This is a genomic window from Candidatus Kaistella beijingensis, assembly GCF_020084865.1.
Classification (GTDB): domain Bacteria; phylum Bacteroidota; class Bacteroidia; order Flavobacteriales; family Weeksellaceae; genus Kaistella; species Kaistella beijingensis.
In genome coordinates this window covers 1,801,983-1,822,838 of record NZ_CP071953.1, presented here as the reverse complement: position 1 = coordinate 1,822,838, position 20,856 = coordinate 1,801,983, and the positions used below count along the sequence as shown (strand labels likewise).

General features: G+C 40.8%; 25 protein-coding genes and 1 tRNA gene. 25 read left to right on the top strand and 1 reads right to left on the bottom strand.

Annotated elements, in window-relative coordinates:
• Positions 1 to 84 precede the first annotated feature (84 nt).
• The 6 genes from J4771_RS08505 to J4771_RS08480 all read left to right on the top strand — a co-directional run bounded on the left by J4771_RS08505 (position 85) and on the right by J4771_RS08480 (position 1,859).
• Positions 85 to 459: a rhodanese-like domain-containing protein gene (locus tag J4771_RS08505; protein WP_224134536.1), complete on the top strand. Its 375-nt coding sequence runs from the start codon at positions 85 to 87 to the stop codon at positions 457 to 459.
• Positions 456 to 752 carry a cupin domain-containing protein gene (locus tag J4771_RS08500; protein WP_224134534.1) on the top strand — a complete coding sequence of 99 codons (297 nt, stop codon included), beginning with the start codon at positions 456 to 458 and terminating at the stop codon, positions 750 to 752. The genes J4771_RS08505 and J4771_RS08500 overlap by 4 nt, the downstream gene beginning before the upstream one ends.
• 2 nt (positions 753 to 754) lie before the next feature.
• Entirely contained in the window at positions 755 to 964 is a 210-nt protein-coding gene (locus J4771_RS08495) for a DUF6132 family protein (protein WP_224134533.1), read from the top strand.
• On the top strand, positions 957 to 1,268 hold the full coding sequence (locus tag J4771_RS08490) for a rhodanese-like domain-containing protein (RefSeq protein ID WP_224134532.1): 312 nt from the start codon (positions 957 to 959) through the stop codon (positions 1,266 to 1,268). Before J4771_RS08495 ends, J4771_RS08490 begins: the two co-directional genes overlap by 8 nt.
• Positions 1,265 to 1,474 (top strand): hypothetical protein, encoded by a 210-nt coding sequence (locus J4771_RS08485; RefSeq protein WP_224134531.1) that lies wholly within the window; start codon positions 1,265 to 1,267, stop codon positions 1,472 to 1,474. The genes J4771_RS08490 and J4771_RS08485 overlap by 4 nt, the downstream gene beginning before the upstream one ends.
• Before the next feature lie 82 nt (positions 1,475 to 1,556).
• Positions 1,557 to 1,859, top strand: a complete 303-nt coding sequence (locus tag J4771_RS08480; protein WP_224134530.1) for a thioredoxin family protein — start codon at positions 1,557 to 1,559, stop codon at positions 1,857 to 1,859.
• On the opposite strand, the gene J4771_RS08475 is transcribed toward J4771_RS08480, so the two are convergent.
• A complete protein-coding gene (locus J4771_RS08475; protein ID WP_224134529.1) occupies positions 1,856 to 2,617 on the bottom strand; it encodes an amidohydrolase in 762 nt (253 codons plus the stop codon). The two genes, J4771_RS08480 and J4771_RS08475, sit on opposite strands and share 4 nt — an antisense overlap.
• Positions 2,618 to 2,735: 118 nt before the next feature.
• On the opposite strand from J4771_RS08475, the gene J4771_RS08470 reads away from it, so the two are divergent.
• The 19 genes from J4771_RS08470 (at position 2,736) to J4771_RS08380 (ending at position 20,840) form a co-directional block, all read left to right on the top strand.
• Positions 2,736 to 3,176, top strand: a complete 441-nt coding sequence (locus J4771_RS08470) for a porin family protein (protein ID WP_224134528.1) — start codon at positions 2,736 to 2,738, stop codon at positions 3,174 to 3,176.
• A gap of 106 nt (positions 3,177 to 3,282) precedes the next feature.
• A complete protein-coding gene (gene rseP / locus J4771_RS08465; protein ID WP_224134527.1) occupies positions 3,283 to 4,620 on the top strand; it encodes an RIP metalloprotease RseP in 1,338 nt (445 codons plus the stop codon).
• 74 nt (positions 4,621 to 4,694) lie between these two features.
• Positions 4,695 to 4,768, top strand: a tRNA-Asn gene (locus J4771_RS08460).
• A gap of 157 nt (positions 4,769 to 4,925) precedes the next feature.
• Positions 4,926 to 5,828, top strand: coding sequence for a hypothetical protein (locus tag J4771_RS08455; RefSeq protein WP_224134526.1), 903 nt, complete (start codon positions 4,926 to 4,928; stop codon positions 5,826 to 5,828).
• Between the two features lie 233 nt (positions 5,829 to 6,061).
• Positions 6,062 to 6,403, top strand: a complete 342-nt coding sequence (locus J4771_RS08450) for a helix-turn-helix domain-containing protein (RefSeq protein WP_059344231.1) — start codon at positions 6,062 to 6,064, stop codon at positions 6,401 to 6,403.
• Positions 6,391 to 7,578 carry a virulence-associated E family protein gene (locus J4771_RS08445; protein WP_224134525.1) on the top strand — a complete coding sequence of 396 codons (1,188 nt, stop codon included), beginning with the start codon at positions 6,391 to 6,393 and terminating at the stop codon, positions 7,576 to 7,578. The genes J4771_RS08450 and J4771_RS08445 overlap by 13 nt, the downstream gene beginning before the upstream one ends.
• A 271-nt stretch (positions 7,579 to 7,849) precedes the next feature.
• Positions 7,850 to 8,767 (top strand): toprim domain-containing protein, encoded by a 918-nt coding sequence (locus tag J4771_RS08440; RefSeq protein ID WP_224134524.1) that lies wholly within the window; start codon positions 7,850 to 7,852, stop codon positions 8,765 to 8,767.
• 236 nt (positions 8,768 to 9,003) lie between these two features.
• Positions 9,004 to 9,480 (top strand): plasmid mobilization protein, encoded by a 477-nt coding sequence (locus J4771_RS08430; RefSeq protein WP_262900162.1) that lies wholly within the window; start codon positions 9,004 to 9,006, stop codon positions 9,478 to 9,480.
• Complete coding sequence (locus tag J4771_RS08425) at positions 9,446 to 10,354, top strand: relaxase/mobilization nuclease domain-containing protein (protein ID WP_224134522.1); 909 nt, start codon at positions 9,446 to 9,448, stop codon at positions 10,352 to 10,354. Before J4771_RS08430 ends, J4771_RS08425 begins: the two co-directional genes overlap by 35 nt.
• 34 nt (positions 10,355 to 10,388) lie before the next feature.
• Positions 10,389 to 10,973 (top strand): hypothetical protein, encoded by a 585-nt coding sequence (locus J4771_RS08420; RefSeq protein WP_224134521.1) that lies wholly within the window; start codon positions 10,389 to 10,391, stop codon positions 10,971 to 10,973.
• 803 nt (positions 10,974 to 11,776) lie between these two features.
• Positions 11,777 to 12,163, top strand: a complete 387-nt coding sequence (locus J4771_RS08415) for a hypothetical protein (protein WP_193439439.1) — start codon at positions 11,777 to 11,779, stop codon at positions 12,161 to 12,163.
• Positions 12,164 to 12,182: 19 nt separating this feature from the next.
• Complete coding sequence (locus tag J4771_RS08410; protein WP_224134519.1) at positions 12,183 to 12,806, top strand: DUF3347 domain-containing protein; 624 nt, start codon at positions 12,183 to 12,185, stop codon at positions 12,804 to 12,806.
• Positions 12,807 to 12,820: 14 nt separating this feature from the next.
• Positions 12,821 to 14,104 (top strand): efflux RND transporter permease subunit, encoded by a 1,284-nt coding sequence (locus tag J4771_RS13200; RefSeq protein WP_262900161.1) that lies wholly within the window; start codon positions 12,821 to 12,823, stop codon positions 14,102 to 14,104.
• Positions 14,105 to 14,106: 2 nt separating this feature from the next.
• Entirely contained in the window at positions 14,107 to 16,065 is a 1,959-nt protein-coding gene (locus tag J4771_RS13195) for an efflux RND transporter permease subunit (RefSeq protein ID WP_262900160.1), read from the top strand.
• Positions 16,066 to 16,083: 18 nt separating this feature from the next.
• Positions 16,084 to 17,331 (top strand): TolC family protein, encoded by a 1,248-nt coding sequence (locus J4771_RS08400; RefSeq protein ID WP_224134518.1) that lies wholly within the window; start codon positions 16,084 to 16,086, stop codon positions 17,329 to 17,331.
• Positions 17,328 to 18,578: an efflux RND transporter periplasmic adaptor subunit gene (locus J4771_RS08395; protein ID WP_224134517.1), complete on the top strand. Its 1,251-nt coding sequence runs from the start codon at positions 17,328 to 17,330 to the stop codon at positions 18,576 to 18,578. Before J4771_RS08400 ends, J4771_RS08395 begins: the two co-directional genes overlap by 4 nt.
• An 11-nt stretch (positions 18,579 to 18,589) precedes the next feature.
• Complete coding sequence (locus tag J4771_RS08390) at positions 18,590 to 19,795, top strand: efflux RND transporter periplasmic adaptor subunit (protein WP_224134516.1); 1,206 nt, start codon at positions 18,590 to 18,592, stop codon at positions 19,793 to 19,795.
• Between the two features lies 1 nt (position 19,796).
• Positions 19,797 to 20,255 (top strand): heme-binding domain-containing protein, encoded by a 459-nt coding sequence (locus tag J4771_RS08385; protein WP_224134515.1) that lies wholly within the window; start codon positions 19,797 to 19,799, stop codon positions 20,253 to 20,255.
• 12 nt (positions 20,256 to 20,267) lie between these two features.
• A complete protein-coding gene (locus J4771_RS08380; RefSeq protein WP_224134514.1) occupies positions 20,268 to 20,840 on the top strand; it encodes a DUF305 domain-containing protein in 573 nt (190 codons plus the stop codon).
• Positions 20,841 to 20,856 lie beyond the last annotated feature (16 nt).

Below are 20,856 nucleotides of genomic sequence, written 5' to 3'. Positions count from 1 at the left end.
AATTTTCATCGCTGCGAATTCGACTTCGGCGGTGAAATTCTTTCAGAGAGAATTCTTTTGGTGAATTTTTTAAAAAGATTAAAAATGAAAAGCAACATCCTAATTGGTTTTATGATAATCGGTTTTCTGACGGTCTCATGTAAGACGACGATTCCGCCCACTTCAACTCAGAATGTCAACATGGTAGAAATGGTCAACAATCCCGAAACCACTTTAGTTGATGTTAGAATGCAGGGAGAATTTGAACAGAAAACCGCAAAAAACGCAGTCAATATTCCATTAGCGGAAATTGAAAGTAATCTCGATTTTTTTAGAAAGCAAAAACAAACCGTTTTATTTTGCAATCGTGGATTTCAGGCGCAACAAGCTTTAGACATTCTTCGGAAACACGGGATCGAAAATGTCTATAGCGCAAAAACATTAGAAAATGTATCGGCAATTCAAAATCAAAAAGAATGAACATTTTAGAAAATATAGAATTTAGTACAGAAAAGGCGAATGTTTTTCATCTCCGAAAAAACGACAAAATAAAATATTTTGCAGTTGCACTGGGAAAGGATGCGGTTTTGAAAAAACATACCACCGCTTTTCCTGCGACTTTGTTGGTTTTAAAAGGAGAAATAGATTTCGTTTTTGACGACCGGCAAATTTTGTTAAAACAATTCGATACTTTTGAAATTCCTGTGGATGTGGTTCACGAAGTTGTAGGAGTTTCCGATGAAAATTTATTTACCGTAATCCAAGTATTGTAAAAATGAAAGAATTTATTCAAAAATATAAATTAGGGATTATCGGGATTTTTGTCGGCGGAATTTTAGGTTACGCTTATTATCACTTCATCGGTTGTAATACAGGAAGTTGTGCGATTACCTCAAAACCTTTTAACTCTTCAGTGTACGGAATGTTGATGGGTTATTTGTTGTTCTCCATGTTTGATAACGCTAAAAAGAAAGAAAATGCTTGATTTCATAAAAAAATTATTTGGCGGAAAATCTGTTGATTATAAAGAATTGGTGCGAAACGGCGCTCAAATTATTGACGTGAGAACTCCCGCAGAATTTTCTAATGGACATATCAGAAACTCCAAAAATATTCCGTTGCAACAACTTGCCGCAGAAATGAAAAAATTGGATTTGAAAAAACCGATTGTTACGTGTTGTGCAAGCGGAATGAGAAGCGCGTCTGCAAAAGCAATCCTCAAACAAAACGGTTTCGAAGCTTACAATGGAGGAGGTTGGGATTCACTTCAAAATAAATTAAACTCATGAAAAACTACTTGTCAAATTGGAATTTTAGAAGAATTATTTACCTGATTGGTGGAATTTTCTTCGTTTTAGTCGCAATTAACGACAGAACCTGGTGGATGATTCCGTTTGGACTTTATTTCATTTCGATGGCGGTTTTCCGTTTCGGATGTGCATCGGGAAACTGCGAAATTCCCCTTCAGAAAAAAGATTCCGAACTTCAAAACTAAAACTTTAGTTTAAGGTATTTGGACTAAAATTTGCTGCGAAAAATATCAATTATCATTTACCAATTATCATTTATAATAAGCGATGTCTCAAAAATTTAAAGAACTTATCAACTCGGAAAGACCTGTATTAATCGATTTTTTCGCCACTTGGTGTGGTCCGTGTAAAGTGCAGTCCTCCGTTTTAAAAACGGTAAAAGAAAATGTTGGTGAATTGGCAAGAATTGTAAAAATTGATGTCGATCAATTCCCTGCTATTGCAGCAGAGTATGGGGTTCGCGGCGTACCCACTTTGGCGGTTTTCAAAAATGGCGATTTGCTTTGGAAAGAAAGCGGCGTTCATGATGTGAATACCTTGACGGAACTTCTAAAAAAATTTGCCAATTAATCTTTGATTTCAAAAGAATCTCTATCATTTAAAAACTGAAATTTGTCTTGAAACGCTTTTAATTTTTCAGCATCAAATTCTGCGGAAACGATATTGTTTTCCAGCGTAGAAACCACGCTTCCATCAGCAAAGAAGCAATAAGAACTTTCAGGATAATTCAAATTATTTGCATCGGTCCCAATCCTGTTCAGACCAAAAACATAACATTGGTTTTCAATGGCTCTTGCTTTCAGCAAAGTTTTCCAAGCATCAATTCTTGGTTCAGGCCAATTTGCCACATAAAGAATGGCATCGTAATCATCATTGTTTCTTGCAAACACAGGAAATCTTAAGTCATAGCAAACCTGCAACAAAATTCTCCATCCTTTAAAATTGACAATGACTCTCTCGTTTCCTGAAGAGTAGGTTTTATTTTCTCCTGAAAAAGAAAACAGGTGTCTTTTATCGTAATGATGGTAGTTTCCGTTGGCTTCTACAAAATAAAAACGGTTGTAAAATTTTCCATTTTCCTCAATGGAAGCGCTTCCGCAAATTGCGGTATTCTTTTCTTGTGCAAAACTTTTCATCCAGGATAAGGTTTCCTGATTTCGGTCTGCAATTTCTTCAGGGTTCATGTAAAATCCTGTGGAAAACATTTCGGGGAGAATCAGTAAGTCTGAAGAGATTTTAACAAAATACTGGTCGATTTTAACATAATTTTTTTCTTTTTGTTTCCACAAGATGTCCAAATTTAATCCTGCAATTTTTAAACTATTCATAATGATATTAATGAAAATGGCCATTAAATATACAAAATTTTAAACAGTCTGAACTAAACGATTTTACCTTTGGTCTTATTTTTGATTGCTCGAAAGCATAACATTAAAATCTTAAATTATGAAAAAGTTACTATTAGTATGCACAATGTTCTTTTTAGGACAGTCTGCATTTGCACAAGCTTGGAACGGAAAGGGTGATCAAAAACTTCAAGTAGGGTTCAACGGATGGGGTTACGGAAACGGAATTACCGGAACCTATGATTACGGTTTAGGTAAAATTGTATCAATCGGAGCGGGAGCAAATGTATATTTTGACGGTTACAAGGATGGAAACAAAGACAACAATATTTTCTTCTTCGGACGAGTAGGTTTCCATTTACAAGAGCCACTTTCTCTTCCTGAAAAATGGGATATCTATCCAGGTGTAAATTTGGGAGTTCTTGGTAAAGATTTCGGTTTCGGAGCGCATCTTGGAGTTAGGTATTTCTTCAACAATAATGTAGGTGTTTACGGAGAGTTTGGAAATAATGGATCTTTAGGAGTTTCTTTCAATTTCTAAAAACACTTTAATATATGACAAAAGGTTCTCAAAATGAGGACCTTTTTTATTTGGCATGCTTTTGATAATTCGTATCTTCGCAAATCTTTAATTTTAATTAAAATCAATGACTTTAATACAATTATTTCAATTCATATTAAGTATTTCAATCCTTGTTATTCTGCATGAATTGGGACATTTTATCCCCGCAAAATATTTCAAGACCAAAGTCGAAAAGTTCTACCTTTTCTTTGACCCATGGTTTTCATTAGTGAAGAAGAAAGTGGGTGAAACTGAATACGGAATCGGCTGGTTACCTTTTGGAGGATATGTGAAAATTGCCGGAATGGTGGATGAAAGCATGGACACCGAGCAACTGAAAAAACCCGCAGAACCTTGGGAATTCCGAAGCAAACCGGCATGGCAAAGATTAATCATCATGTTGGGTGGAGTTACCGTGAATTTCTTTTTGGCTTGGTTTATTTATTCCTCATTAAGCTATTTTAAAGGCGAAACTTTCCACGACAATGCGAAGTTTGAGAACGGAGTTGCGGTTTCTGACGCCGGGCAAAAAATGGGCTTGAAAACCGGAGATAAAATTTTGAAAATCGATGGTAAACCTGCCGAAAGAATGGAGACTTCCACCATCAACATGCTTTTTGCAAACAATGCAACCGTTTTACGGGAAGGAAAAGAAATTACTTTCCCAATCAATGAAGATGGAGTCGCGGCAGTTTTGGCGCAAAGTGAGGCGAAAGCTTATTTTAGTCCACGATTTCCCGCTGTGATTGACAGTCTTTTCCAAAACGGAACAGCGAAAGCAGCTGGATTGTTGAAAGGTGACAAAATTGTTGGTGTTAATGGAAAACCTATTGCGTTTTTTGACGAGTTGGGACCAGAACTCGAGAAGTATAAAAATCAAAATATTTCTTTAGACATCGAGAGAAATAATGCTCCGCAAAAAATTGATGTCAAAGTTGACAACAAAGGAAAAATCGGATTTAGTACCGATACCAATGTTGCTCAAAAAGAATTTGAAAAATCACAAGTCACAAAAAAATATTCATTACTAGGGGCAATTCCAAGAGGTTTCCAAAGAACAATTGATGTTTTGACGATGCAGATTAAGCAGTTTAAAATTGTTTTCAACAGCAAAACTCAAGGTTACAAAAAAGTTTCGGGACCAATCGGAATCATCAAACAAATGCCGGAAACCATCAATTGGGAATTTTTCTGGAGCTTTACGGCGATGTTTTCAGTTTGGTTGGCTTTCCTTAATTTGATTCCAATTCCGGGCTTAGACGGCGGTCACGTAATGTTTACCTTGTGGGAAATGATCACGGGAAAACCGGTTCCGCAAAAAGTGCTTGAAAACGCGCAAATGATCGGAGTAATTTTCCTTCTTGGATTAATGGTTCTAATCTTCGGGAACGATATTGTGAAGTGGATTACTGGAAAATTTTAAAAATTTCTAAAAATAATTTTGGCAGTAATTAAAAAGTTTTTATATTTGCAAACGCTTAACGCAAAGAGCAAAATTCCTCTTTAGCTCAGTTGGTTAGAGCATCTGACTGTTAATCAGAGGGTCGCTGGTTCGAGCCCAGCAAGAGGAGCACTGAAAATGAGACACTTACAGAAATGTGAGTGTCTTTTTTTATATTTGTCACGAACATTTCACGAACAAAAGTATTTTATTTTAATGCTATTTTTGTGTAAGAATATTTTAGTACGTTATCTATGACTGACTTCTATATCGCAACATATATTCTAATGGTAACCTTTACAATCCTTGTCCCCTTCTATCTTGCAGGGCGGCTTTGGTTTGCGTTCAGTCCGTTTGCGATAAACTATTACTCCAAGGAAAGGGCAAACTGGTATAACGACTGGAACACCCAGCGGTTTTTAATCGTTTTGAATTTATTTTTGGTTTCATTGTCGCTTTCCTTTTTCTGGGGCGGGAAAATACTGGAAGATATCCATGCCGAGAAGATCGACTTTACCCAAATCCTATTCTATATCATTCTTCAAATTCTTGCCGTAATACTGTTCGAGGTAAAAATGGAACACCCATTTAAGCCAATTCAGGCATTCAAAAAATTCAAGAAAAACAGTTATAGCGAAAGGTTTGAGTTCCGAGAAAAGCAAGACGCGGCAGATAAAATAGAACACCATTCCAATGAGTTAAAAAGAGAATTTTTGAAAGTTGGCACTAAGATTTCAAACGAATTAAATAATCAACAAATCATTTTATCTGAAACCAACGAACTCGCAAAACACAACAATATTATCCTACAGGAATCCGATTTTGCTTTTGAAATAAAAAAGAATCCGAATATGGTCATTGATGACATTTTGCGGGATTATTTTATTTCTAAAGATTCCGAGAGGGATTTATCGGACTTTTTACTGCGGAAGAAAAACTCTGGAAAGATTCTGTTTACAAAGCCTGCAAGGAACGGCGTGAGCGTACAGCCTATTTTGGACTTTTTCTCGACCTTTACTAATGTTATGGAAAGTTGTAAATCCGGCACAATAACCCAAGCCGAAACCTGCAAAATTATCAACGCCGTCACCTCGGCAAAAGACAGGCTCGGAAATATCGCAGAAGAGCCAATAAACAGCAGGAACCTCTCAAAATATCTTTCCAACAGCGATGTTCAGGATGATATATAGTCTAAAATCCAAAAAAACATTTTCTCTTTAAAAATCATATTTGTCTGATAAACAGAATTATAAAGGTGACAGTTAGTCGCTTTTAATGGTTTATTGACTAAACCATTATAAAACAAAACCTCCTATTGAACGCACATTTCTTTAGGTTGTTTTATTTTACAAAAAACTTTTTAAGTCGCTTTTAGGCGGCTATTTCTTTGGGAAATATCTTGGCCTCAACAAAATTCAACGAAATGAAAGACCAAGAAAGACTAGCTGCGCTAGAAAGCCAAATGTCCACCTTGGTAAACTCGCAAAAAGAGTTTACCTCCAAGGCGCTACAGATGCTCGCCCTCGGAACCAAGAAGATCTATTCCAAGGAAGAGGCCGCGCTGTTCCTCAACCTGGATCCGGACTATCTCTACCAACTCAAACACCACGGCAAACTGAAGGCCTACAAAAAGAAGGGGCAAAAGAAAATCTACTTTCGCAAAGAAGATCTGGAAGCTTATCTTCTGGGGGATAATGTGGAGGAAATACAAAATGATGACTACGATGCATTCGAGCAGGAAATTCTGGAGCGATGGAAGAAATAACCAACAAGCCGGCTGAAGAGCAAAAAATCCCAGTACTCTACCAAACCGCTTCCGAGACCACTACCATTTTCGATATGGTGATGAAGTATCTGGAAAGCAAGTATGACCTTCGCTTTAACGCCATCGCCCTGGAGATAGAAATATCGCTCAAGGGAAAGGACGACTGGACAGAGCTAAACATCAACTCCCTGCTGATAGAACTCGTACAGGCCGGGATGCAGATCACCATGCAGAAGTTGGAGATCCTAGTACGGAGCCACCTGATAAAGAGATACAACCCGATAGCGGAATACTTTAAAAAACTCGCGGGCTGGGACGGCGAAGACCATATCCGGAAGCTGGCGGGATTTGTTCGGACCAACGACAGCGAAGCGTTCCACTACCATCTCGAGAAGTGGCTGACCCGCGCCGTGCTTTGCGCATTGAAGAAAGACTATGTCAACAAGCAGTGCCTCGTGCTGGCAAGCTCCAAACAGAACACGGGCAAAACCACCTTCCTGCGGTTCCTCATCCCGGACGGGCTCAAGGGTTATTATTCCGAAAATGTCACAGTGGACAAGGACGGCATCATTGCCATCTGCAAAAATTTCATCCTCAATGCGGACGAGCTGGCCGTCCTGTCCAAATCGGATGTCAACACTCTGAAATCCTTCATCTCGATGGGCGGCGCAAAAGTAAGGGTGCCTTACGGACGGAAGCCGGAGAACATGGATAGGATATGTTCCTTTGTTGCCTCCACCAACAGAACAGATTTCCTTACCGACGAGACAGGAAGCGTAAGGTGGCTGGTTTTCGAAGTTTTAAGCATTGACTTCAATTATTCCAAAGAAATAGACATAGACAAGGTATGGGCGCAGGCGTACCACAATGCTTTTGAAAGAAAAAATTACCAACCGGAAATGACGCTCTCGGACATAGAGGCTAATGAGCTGAGGAACGAGCAGTTTTCCCAGCTTTCACTTGAGCAGGAAATCGTTTCCGCACACTTCGAGAAATCGAAGGATATCAAGGACTTTCTTACGGCGACGGACATCGTTGTGGCAATGAACAACGCCCTGAATTTAAGATTGAACAACATCAAGGTCGGAAAGGCGCTCACCAGGCTCAAGTATGAAAGAATCAAGCATCCGAAACTCCAGGTGTACGGCTACCTGATCCGAAGAAAGATTGACTGAAAGAAAGTTTAAATCATTGACATTCAATTTATCCTACCTACTTACCTAATTGGACTTACAGAACTCATTTACAAATATTTATCAAGGTAATAAAATAGATAAGACTTTACCTAAACTACCATAGTTGAAGTAGGGATCCAATTAACAGGTAACAACAAGATAAGTCATAAAATGATATAACGAACTGATATTCAATGTCTAGGTAGGCAGGTATGGAAAAACGGTGAAAATATAACTGGATATAAAGAAATAAATTTTAAAAACACAAAAAATGAATTGCAAACAAGCCAACGAAAATATCAGCATCAAAGAAGTAATGGAAAGTTTTTCTCTATTCCCAAGCAAAGAACATCCGAAAACAGCCTATTATTATGCTATCAATCGACAAGAACGAACGCCAAGTTTATTAGTGAATTATGTGAAAAATATTGCCTTTGATTTTGGCACTGGAAAACAATACGATGTCGTGTCGATAGTTCAGGAGCTCAAACAATGCACTGTATCCGATGCTCTTGAATATCTTTCTCGTTTCGATTTTTCTTATAAAAAGCCGAGTGTGACGGAAGCAATTACTGCTGAAAATACAAATCAAATTCTCGAAGTAAAGGAAGTTATTCACCCGGCATTGTTAGACTATTTGAAATCAAGAAAACTCGAGTCACAAAAATCGCAATTGAGCGAAGTACACTACCGGATTAACGACAAAAGATATTTCGGGCTCGGTTTTAAAAACGATTCGGGAGGCTACGAAATCCGCAGCAGTTTTTCCAAAATCTGTCTTGGAAAAAAGGATATCACCACGATAAAAAATAATTCTGAAAACCTCAAGGTTTTCGAGGGCTTTACCGATTACCTCTCCCATAAAATTTTAGAACCGGAAAAGACACCTTCCGACTATCTAATTCTGAACTCTGTCGCCATGGTTCACAAGACATCAGGGCTTTTTGGAAATTATAAATCTGTCGAAATGTACCTGGATAACGACCGCGCCGGCGAACAGTGCCGGGATTCAATTTTGAAAATTTTCCCGAAGGCAAATGACCGATCGAATGAATATTTCCTCCATCAAGATCTGAATGATTTCCTGATATCACAGGAAGAAAAGACACTTGAAAATAAGCTTGAAAAAAATCAAACAGCCATACACGATGCTGAGGGAAACCGGAATATTTACAGGAGAAAAAGATGAAGATTTATACAAGCCGGGCTGCGCAAAATAAGCACAGGTGGAATACTCTAAAAAAGCTGGGTAAAAACTGGCCATGTATTTAGTGCAAAAAGTACCCAATGTTTACAACAAGCGTATGCTTGCCGTAAAAATCGGGCTTTTTGGTTTCCTCCTATCGTCGGAAACGCATGTCTGGAACTACGATTCAAGCCCATAGTTTAAAATTATAAAAAAATTAAACACCACATAAACACAATATGAAAAATGACTTTTTAAAACAGTTTGTAAGACAGATTTCCGAGCAGCAAATTGCAAAGGTTGCAGAAGAAAAAAGAAGGAACCGCTTTCGCGAAATCGGTAGAGAGGGAGGTTTGAAAAAGAAGACGGCGAACCAATTTTCGAAGGTAGTCTCAGTTCGTTTTACCGAAAAGGAGTTTGAGAAAATTCAAAAGGAGGCTGACTTCTACAAACTCAAAATTTCAAAATATTTAAGACTGATTTCTACCGAAAAGGAACTTAAAGTAAACGAGTTTCAAACCGATGTAGTCCTGTTGAATTATGGCAACAATTTTATAAGGATATCCAATCTGCTCCGGAACAGAGAATGGAATGAGTTTGAAAACAAGAAAGAGATCCTTGAGGAAATTCAAACTGCAACGAGGTTGATCCGGGAATACCTCTACCAACAAATCATCAAGCATGAACAATTCGGCAACGACGAGGAGGATCAGTAAGATAGCGATTGAATACAACGGCAATGACAAAGGCACGGCGGAATGTGTTTATTCCAACAACCTGCTTTCAACAATGCCGGAGGAAAGATTTGAAGAGATGAAGATTGTCGCCGAGAGAAATCCGAATGTAAAGAAATGGGCTCTCACAGGTTACATTTCTCCGGCAAAGGAAATTGGAGACATACTGACCAACGACGAATTGAAGGAACTGGCTTTAAAATCATTGAAAGATGTGGGACTTACAGAAAATAACCAAATCGTCTTGGATGTCCACAATTCCACGAAGCAGAAACATATCCACTTCATCGTGAACCGCATAGATGTTTATGGTAAATGCACGGTAAAATCTGCCAATATCGGAAGGCGCTTCGGCGAATCGGTTCGAAATGTCTGCAAAGAGATGAACCTGAAAACAGATGTGGAAATCGGAAAGGAGAAAAAGCAGCAGATGCTGAAAATCCTGCAAAACTGTATGAAGGTCTCAAGAAATTTTGATGACTTGGTCGATTATATGCGGAGATGTGGTTACAGAGTGACGCTCTCGCAGAATGTGAAGGACGGTATTTCGGGGATGCGGATTGTTAGATTAAAGGACATAAACGACCATACCCAGAGGCAGTACCATCCCGGTTACAAACTTTCGGAGATCACCAGCAAACTGAAGATTAAGGACATCAAAGAAATTCTAAACCGGAATGCGGAAAGCTACCAGTCGGCAATTTTCAGTCAGAGTAATCCACAAACGAACGAAATAAAACATCCGGAAAAATCAGCCCTCAGGGAGATTGAAAATGCCGTGAAGGAACTCCTCAAACCGAGCTACACACCGGCGGCAGACGATGAATTGCTGAGGAAGAGAAAAAGAAGACGATAAGTCAAAACAAAATTAAATTAATTAAAAAAATAAAATGAACAACGAATTTAACAACCAAGACATGAATACAGAAAATTATTCTTCACAAGATGCAGGCATCGAACTTTTGCACCGCGTCATAGAAAGCAATAAGGCGGTAGAAATTTCGGGGAAGGCGATTTTCCACATGTACTGCGACATCAAGGAGGATGTGAAAAAGATCCAAGCACTGGCACATGAAGAAAATCTAAAACGGCAGGAATTGCTTAAATCCATCCCCAACAATATTATCACAGAATTATCTCCGGACGTTATAAAGCATCTGGAAAAATTCCATCAGAAATCAGATACTGTTAAATATTGGTTTTTCGGAATCCTGGCTCTATTGCTGGTTGCATTTTTTATTTTAACAGCAACTGTTTATCTAGGAAAAAACTGGTACCGCGAAAGCATCCGCACCAAGACCGAGGTTCGAGAGGAAATCCTGGAGGAGATCAAGTATGAAAACAAGGCGATTTATGAAACAGAGCAAGTAAAACAGCTGGAGCACAATACCGCACTAATGAAAAAATGGATGAAGAAAAATCCAAAGGACGCAGAAAAGTTTTTGAAGTTTAAGGAGGGGTATGAGAGTAGGTAGACTAAAAATTATTTGTCCAGTTTTTTAATAAAAAACTGGACATTTATTGACGTATTTATTACAGTTTGCTAAGAGTAACATTGTGAATAATTTAGGAAAAATAAATTTCGTTTTAAGGAAGTAGTTTAGCTTCTAAAATAATTCCCTATCTTTGTGCTGTTTACTTACAATGGTCGGAAATTTTAAAATACTGTTGCTTTCCCTTACACTCGCGTTATTTCTGGCGCCAGGGATTTCTCAGGCTTGCAGTACAAAGGAGAAGCAGGTTATTAAAACCGCGACCAGTTCGCAAACTTTCATAAAACAGTCATTCGCACAGATACAGCCGTCTTGCGACAGCGGCGATTGCAAAGAAGAATGCTGTCACCCAAAATCACACAATTGTCAAACCGATGGATGCTCAGGAAATTGCAGCGGTAACCTTTGCAGCACTGCTCAGTATACCATTCTAGCAGACAGCAAATTTTTAGAGGATTCTAAAAACGAAGCGTCCGGTTACGATGACAAAAATTCTAATTTCTTTTATCAGAATCCCCATTACTCCGGTGGATTCCATACCATTTGGGAACCGCCCAAAATAGGTTAAGATCTTCTTTTACAGCCCGAATTGTGTCTGGTCGTGAAGTGTTTATGACACTTTCCGCAGATTATTTAGCGGTGCTGAATGTCCCTTCGAACTTCCATTTCTCCTTTAAGTAATCTTTTAGAAAAGAATGTTCTTTAAAGAACAACTTGAAGATCAGGATATTCGTACACAGTCTCTCAAGACGGAGGCTCAAATTTAACCTTTAACCGATAATTTAATGAAGAATATTCTTTTAGGAATACTGGCTTTTGTAGCAGTGTTTCTCGTTTCCTGCACCAATTCAAAAGCCGAAAATACCCAAATTACCAATGCACAGTTCAAGACCGGCGACATTGTTCCTCACGACCAGGTCTGTATGGTAAACAACGCCTACATGGGCAAAAAACAGCTCGAAGTAAAGCATGACGGCAAAACCTACTACGGTTGCTGCGAAAACTGCAAACTCAGAATCCCGCAGGAAGAAAATGCGCGCATGGCGTATGATCCGATATCTCATCAACTCATCGATAAAGCGACCGCAATTATCGCAATCTCTGATAAAAATGATAATGTCGTGTACTTCGAAAATAAAGCAAACTACGAAGCCTTTTTTAATAATAAATAACCTTTAAACTTATAAAATAATGAAAACACTAATATTCAGCCTTTTAGCAATTGGCACACTTGCACTCTCTTCTTGTAAAGAAAACAAAGAACAGAAAAGCACCACTGAAACATCCATGCAGCATGATATGAGCATGATGTCTGACAGTTCAGCGATGGGCGATATGCCTATGGATAGAAAGGTAACCGTGATAGACGCAAAAAAATCTTCCGCAAATCTTACAGAACTCTATTCCCATTACACCCATCTTACATTTGCGTTGTCGGGTGATGATGATAAAGAAGCAGTCAATGCTGCTAAGGGGATGTTAGAGGCGCTAACTAAAATAGACAAAAACGGATTTTCCGCTGAACAGAAAAAAGAATATGCTGACCTCGAATCAAGCATTAGAGAACATGCGCAGCATATTGCGGAGAATGCTGGAAAGATTGATCATCAGCGCGAACACCTGGACATAATGAGTGCAGATTTTTACGACCTGTTGAAGGATTTCGGAACTCCAAAACCGGTGTACAAAATCTTCTGTCCAATGTTCAATGATAACAAAGGGACTTTTTGGCTTAGCGATTCACGTGAGGTGAAGAATCCTTATTATGGCAAAGAAATGCTGTCGTGTGGCGAGGTTCAGGAGGAGATTAAGTAAAAACATACTGAACCATGATTCAAAATTTAATCAAACTCTCCCTCCGCAACAGGTATTTCGTTTTGCTGATTGCAATCGGCCTTTTTATCTGGGGTATTTTTGCGGTAAGGGACAATCCCATCGATGCCATTCCGGATCTGAGTGAGAACCAGGTCATCGTTTTTACCGAGTGGATGGGCAGAAGTCCCCAGATTATTGAAGATCAGGTGACTTTTCCTCTGGTCAGCAACCTTCAGGGAATTCCGAAAATTAAGAACATCCGGGCTTCCTCTATGTTTGGGATGAGTTTCGTGTATGTCATTTTCGAAGATAACGTAGATATTTATTGGGCCAGAACCCGGGTAATGGAACGCCTCAATTATGCGCAGCGTTTACTCCCACAAGATGTCACCCCTACGCTCGGACCGGATGGCACTGGTGTTGGTCACGTTTTCTGGTACCATTTGGATGCACCTAAAATGGATTTAGGAGACCAGCGCGCCCTCCAGGACTGGTACGTCAAGTTTGCCCTGCAGACGGTTCCCGGCGTTGCGGAAGTAGCTTCTTTTGGAGGTTTCGAAAAACAGTACCAACTCGTCGTAGATCCTGTAAAACTGCAGTACTATAACGTCTCTCTGATGGATGTGATGAACAAAGTGAAAGCCAATAATAATGATGTGGGCGGACGTAAATTTGAAATGGCCGATATGGCCTACGTCATCCGTGGACTTGGTTACATTAAGAATGTAGCCGATATCGAAGAAATCGCGGTGGGAAATTACAACGGTATTCCCGTGCGGGTGAAAGATATTGGCTCGGTACAAATGGGTGGCGATCTGCGTCTGGGTATTTTTGATGCAGACGGTGAAGGCGAAGTCGTGGGCGGTATCGTAGTGGCACGGTATGGCGAAAATGCAGATAAGGTCATCAACGATGTGAAAGAGAAAATGAAGGATGTTGAAAAAGGTCTACCGGAAGGCGTCACCTTCAAAACATCGTACGACCGTAGTACGCTGATTGAAGGGGCAATAGACAATATTAAAACCAAGCTGATTGAAGAAATTATCGTGGTGGCAATGATTGTTATTCTGTTCCTATTCCACTGGCGAAGTGCATTGAACATCATCATTCAGATTCCGGTCACCATTGCCATCAGTTTTATTCTGCTCAATGCGTTTGGACTTTCCTCAAATATCATGTCCCTTACAGGAATTGCGCTGGCAATTGGGGTGATCGTGGATAACGGAATTATCATGTCTGAAAATGCATATAAAAATCTCTCCGATTGGCAGAACCATCAACAAAATAAAACCCCCTAACAATGAAGACCAACTGGTTTAAAAATATATTCAGAAAAAAAGAGAAGGAGAAAGACAGTTACGTTAAAATTCCCGAAGACATTCGGTTGAAGATTATCGAAAAATCATCCTTACAGGTATCCAGAGGCGTATTTTTTTCTACGGTAATCATCGTGGTTTCTTTTCTCCCGGTATTTATGTTGACCGGTCAGGAAGGTAAACTTTTTCATCCGCTGGCGTACACTAAAACATTCATCCTGATTGTTGATGCAATCCTGGTGCTTACCCTTGCCCCGGTGCTCATCTCCTTTTTCATGAAGGGAAAATTTAAGGACGATAATAAAAACCCAATAAACAGAGGCTTGGAACGGATTTACGAACCGCTGATAAGATGGTGCATGAAATGGAAAAAAACCACGCTGGGAATTAATATTTTGGCACTGCTCATCAGTATTCCAATGATAATGAACCTTGGACGTGAGTTTATGCCGCCTTTGGATGAAGGATCCCTGCTCTTTATGCCGGTTACCCTTCCCGATATTTCAAACTCTGAAGCCAAAAGATTACTGCAGGTACAGGATAAAATCATTAAGGGAATTCCGGAAGTGGATCATGTCCTCGGAAAAGCCGGAAGAGCCAACACGGCGACAGATAATTCACCCATCTCCATGATTGAAACCATTATTTTGTTGAAACCGCAAAGCGAATGGCGCGAGGGCAAAACAAAAGATGATCTCATCAATGAGCTGAATGCCAAACTGCAGATTCCAGGCGTTACCAATGGCTGGACCATGCCGATTTCCAACCGAATCAATATGCTTTCAACCGGGATCAGAACGGATGTGGGCGTAAAAGTATACGGACAGAACCTGGACAGTATTGCCGTCCTTTCAGAAAAGATTAAAAAGGAACTCACAGGAATTGAAGGGATCAAGGACATGTATGTCGAACCGATTACCGGCGGAAAATATGTGGACATTCAAGTGAAACGCGAAGAAGTAGGAAGATACGGGCTAAGCGTGGATGATGTAAATGCCGTCGTGGAAAGTGCGCTCGGCGGAATGAAACTCACCACCACCGTGGAAGGCCGACAGCGCTTTTCGGTAAATGCCAGATACGGCCAGGATTTCAGAAATAATTTGGAATCTCTGAGAAGATTGCCCATGCAGACGATGGAATTTGGTTCCATTCCGCTAAGTGCAGTGGCTGACATTCGTCTTACAGAAGGACCACCAATGATCAATTCTGAAAATGCAATGTTGCGTGGAACTGTTCTATTCAACGTACGCGACCGGGATTTAGGCAGTACCGTAGAAGAAGCCCAGGCAAAACTCAATAACATGGTGAACAAAATGCCTAAAGGTTATTTCGTGGAATGGAGCGGACAGTACGAAAACCTGATTCGCGGTGAGCAGACTTTAAAAATGATTATGCCCCTCGTATTAATCGTGATCTTCCTTTCCATGTACTTTGCATTCAATTCTTACCGCGAAGCTTTTTTTAATCTCATCAGTATTCCTTTTGCCTTAATTGGCGGCGTATTCATGATTTCAATTTGGGGAGTGAATCTCTCGGTAGCTGTAGCAGTGGGCTTTATTGCCCTGTTCGGACTTGCGGTGGAAACCGGAATCGTGATGGTAATTTACCTGAACGACGCTATGGTTCAGCTTATTGCAAAAAATGGCAACTCACGGGAGACCATTACCAATGAAGAACTTCGTGAATATGTGATCAACGGTGCAGCGAAAAGATTAAGACCTAAAATTATGACGGTTTGCGTGACCCTCTTCGGACTCGTTCCCATCCTGTGGAGCCACGGTGTGGGAAGTGACATGATGAAACCAATTGTATTGCCGATGGTTGGTGGTGTTTTCACTTCGGCCATTCACATCCTTTTGGTAACACCCATTATCTTTTATATGCAGAAGGAATGGGAACTGAACAAACTGGGGAAAATTGACGTGCTCGACGCTTCCCATTAATCCTTAAATGATTACAAAATGAAAAAATTAATAATAACAGCAGTACTTGCATTGCTTTACACCACCATTGATGCTCAGCAAATGTCCCTGCCCGCAGTAATGGACAGTATCGCAGCCAACCATCCGGTGGTAAAAATGTACAATGCCGAAATCCGGTCAATGGATGCTGCCGCCAAAGGAGCAAGAAGCTGGATGGCGCCAACGGTGGGAGCAGGTCTTTTCATGACACCTTATAATGCAAAACTCTGGCAGCGCGACGGCGATATGCTAGGCATGGGCTCGGTAGCAGTTTCGGTGGAACAGATGTTTCCGAACAGAAAGAAACTCGACGCCAACGAAAATCTCATGAAGGCAATGTCTTCCGTAGAAAAGGAAAAGCTCTTTGCCGCCCTCAATGAAAACTTTCAGGATGCCAAAAAACTGTATTACAGTTCCATCGTCCTGGATAAAAAACTGAAAGTCGTGAAGGAAAACGAAAAGATGCTCGACTTTATGATTAAAAATGCCGAGATCAGGTATAAAAATGGGCTTTCCAAAATATCTGCATATTACAAAGCAAAAGCTGCGCTTGGCAGTTCCAAAAACATGCAGCTCATGTACGAGAATGACCTCCGCGTCAACCGGATCCGGTTGAATGCCCTTATGGGAAGAGACGCGCTCGCACCGCTGGAGATTGAGCCCGAATACAACCTGAATGACTACTCTCTCGAGACTTTTGGTCAGGATCTCTTTTATCAGAACAGAAGTGATCTCCGCGGCATCGACCGGGAAATCAATATTGCCAAACTCAAACAGGATCTGGAAAAGCAGAATCTAAAGCCGGAATTTGGCGTAAAGTTCGAAAACATGTTTGGTTTTGGTGGCCAGCCCATGCAGTTTTCTCTGATGCTGATGGCAAAACTGCCTTTCGTATCCTGGGCTTCAGGCATGAATAAAGCCAATATTGAAAGCCTGAAACTGAAAGAAGAAGCCTTGCAGGCACAGAAAGAAATGATGGTGAACGAATACAGCGGAATGGCCTACGGAATGCGCAATGAACTGGACCTGAATAAAAATCAGCTGAAACTCTACGAAGACACCATTATTCCGGCCTTAAAAAACAACTACAAATCCATGCAGTTGGGCTATGAGCAGAATACGGAAGAACTCTTCATGTTATATGACGCATGGGAACAGCTGAATATGGCCCAACTGGAATATTTCGAGATCCTTACCAAAGCACTGCAGACGCAAACTGAAATTGACCGCTTAATAGAAAGAAGATGAGAAAAATTATAATATTCACTATGCTTTTATTTGGTTTGACCGCGTGTGACAAAGTTAAGTTCTGGGAAGATAAGCACTCGGCAGAAGCTGCAATGCATGCTTATACCTGTCCGATGCACCCGGAAGTGATTTCAGACAAACCCGGCAAATGTCCCAAATGTGGGATGGATTTGGTCCTGAAAGATGCCCCTGAAAAAAAGGAAGAGGGGATTAAACTCGACGATCTGCTGAAACCAACCAATGAATTTGTAGTGTCGGAACAGCCCGTAATAAAAGTAAAAAGAGAAAACATACCCACCACGGTTGATGCTTTAGGGACGGTAGAATACGATACTCGACAGATTGGCAGTATTTCCTCACGCGTTGCGGGCCGTATCGAGAAACTCTATGTGCGGTATAAATACCAGAAAGTGTCGAAAGGGCAGCGTATTTTAGATATATACAGCCCGGAACTTTTAACCGCACAGCAAAACCTGCTCTTCGTTATTAAAAATGACCGCTCAAACAAAACAATGATCGATGCTTCACGCCAGAAACTCCTTCTTTTGGGAATGCCGGCTTCACAGATACAGAAAGTCATCCAGCGAGGGAAACCTGATCTCACAGTTCCGGTTTTCAGCAATTACAGCGGACACATTCAGCAGGCAGGATCGGCCGGAAGCATGGGGTCATCACCACAATCTGCACCCGCAATGGCTTCAAATACGGCAGCCACCGCTGAACTACCTCTAAAAGAAGGAATGTATCTCCAGAAAGGACAGAATATTTTCAGTGTCTACAATCCCAACAGAACCTGGGCTCTGATCAATATTTTCTCTGAAGACATCGCACTGGTCAGCAAAGGACAGTCAGTCATGATCATCCCAGAAGCTAATCCGGAGAGCCGCTTCAAAGGAACCATCGGTTTTATTGAACCGTTCTTCAGGCAGGGCAGCAAAACCGTAACGGCGCGCGTCTATTTTGATAATTCCACCGCAAAAATTCCTGTCGGAAGTCAGGTTAAAGCGGAGATTATGAGCCACAACAGAATGGCAGATTGGCTGCCGAAATCAGCGGTGGTTTCTTTGGGGATTGATAAAATTGCGTTCAAAAAAGTTGAAGGCGGTTTTATTGCCCACAAGGTTGTTACCGGCGCGGTGGTAGGCGATAAAATTCAGATCGTCAGTGGTTTGCTTCCTGAAGATGGAGTTGCCGAAAATGCACAGTACCTGATGGACAGCGAAAGTTTCATAAAAATTAACAGATAAAAATTGATAAGATGAAATTTAATATTTTAATGCTGGCCTTGCTGGTTTTTCTTTACTCCTGTAAAAAGGAGGAAGATCCTCATGCCGGCCACGATACCTACTACACCTGTTCCATGCACCCACAGGTAGTCTCCGATAAACCCGGAAAATGCCCGATTTGTCACATGGATTTGGTGCCTGTCGAGAAGAAAAAGAATGCTGATCCTAACGAAATTATTTTGAATGACGAGCAGGTTAAACTTGGGAATATCAAAACAGTCGCGCTATCAGATGGGTCTATGGCTGATAAACTTACGCTGACCGGAACACTCAATTTTAATCAGTACCAAATGCAGGCAGTAAGTTCAAGAGTAATGGGTAGAGTTGAACGGTTGTATTATAAAAACATTGGCGATTTTGTTCCGAAGGGGGCGCCGTTGGTCGATATTTACAGTGAAGAACTCAATAATGCAAAGCAGGAATATTTGCTGGCATTAGAAAGACGCAAGCTGTTCGTCGGTAATACTTCCATTGATTTTGATCAGCTGCTCCAAAGTTCCCGAAACAAGCTTTATTTATGGGGAATGTCCGAAGGCCAGATCAAACAGCTGGAAAGATCAGGAAAAGCCACACCTACCACCACTGTGTTCAGCAATGCAGCCGGTTACATCACCGATCTGAGCATTGCCGAAGGCGATTATCTTGCCGAAGGTAGCACCATCGTGAATCTGGCAGATCTTTCATCGCTTTGGGCAGAGGCGCAGGTGTATTCTTCCCAAATGGCTCTCCTTCAGAAAGACAGCAAGGTCACCGTATATATTCCCGATCTGGATAATTTGAAGATTAATGGGAAGATTGATTTTACAAACCCTGAAATAAGCGCCTCCAGCAGGATAAATCTGGTTCGCATTTCCGTGCCCAACAAAGGAAACCTGCTGAAACCCGGCATGCCGGTATATGTTCTGGTAGAAAACAAATCCCGTGATGGTATTTCAATGCCTGTGGATGCAGTAATCAGGGATGGGAAATCCTCCACGGTGTGGGTGAAAACCGCGAAGAACACCTTCGTCAACAGAATGGTGGAAACGGGTCTGGAATATGAAGACAGAATAGAAATCACCTCCGGAATTAAAGCGGGAGACGAAGTGGTGGTTTCCGGGGCTTTCCTGCTGAACAGCGAATATATATTTAAGAAAGGGGCAGATCCCATGGCGGGTCACGATATGAGCACCATGTAATATGAGAAAATTGAATATGATAGGCTGGCTGTCGGTGATAGTAGTGGCGGTTGTTTTAGCCATTCAATTCATACCGGTGGAGCGTAATGTCTCCACCGTTCCGCCAGGTCAAAGTTTTGAAAGAACCGAAAAGGTGCCCGCCAACGTGGCTGCTATTCTGAAAGTTTCCTGCTATGACTGTCATTCAAATAATACCCGTTATCCGTGGTATTCAGAATTGCAGCCCGGCGCTTGGTTTATGGCGCAGCATATTAAAAAAGGGAGAGACGAACTCAATTTTGATGAGTTCAATAACTATTCAAAAAGACGAAAAAAAGCAAAAATAAAAAGCGTAATCAGTCAGATTGAAAAAGAGGAAATGCCTTTAAGATCATACCGCATGATGCACGGAAACGCCAGATTATCAGCGGATGAAAAAAAAGAACTGTTAGATTTTTTTAATACCATTAACCCACACTAAAAAATTACTAGGATGAAAAATTTAGAACATGATCACAACATGCTTAAGGATACTGATTCAACAACAGGCAATCATTCCAAACATGAAATGGAATCGGGCAAGGAGTCTGTCCAGCACGCGCAAGAAAGCCATGCCTCTGCATACAAAAAGTTATTTTGGATGCTTCTGATTTCCTTTATTTCAATGTTTATACTAATGTATGCGATGGTGGACAAGCTGGCTAACGTAATTCCAAACATAAACCAGTTATACATGGCAGGCCTGATGGCTTCTCCTATGTTAATCATCGAACTGCTGTTAATGGGGAAGATGTATCCCAACAAAAAACTCAATAAAATTCTTATGGGCCTCGGAGTGCTGATGATGGTGCTGTTTTGGTCCGGGATTCGGCAGCAGACAGCCGTGGGAGATGTCCAGTTTCTAAAGTCCATGATTCCACACCATGCAGGGGCTATTCTTATGGTCGAAGAAAGTAATCTGGTCGATCCGGAAGTGAGAAAGTTGGGCGAGGAAATTATCAAAGCACAGGAGGAAGAAATTGCCGTCATGAGGGCGAAAATTAAGGAACTTCAAACCCGGAAGTAATCTCAAATAGCAGAAT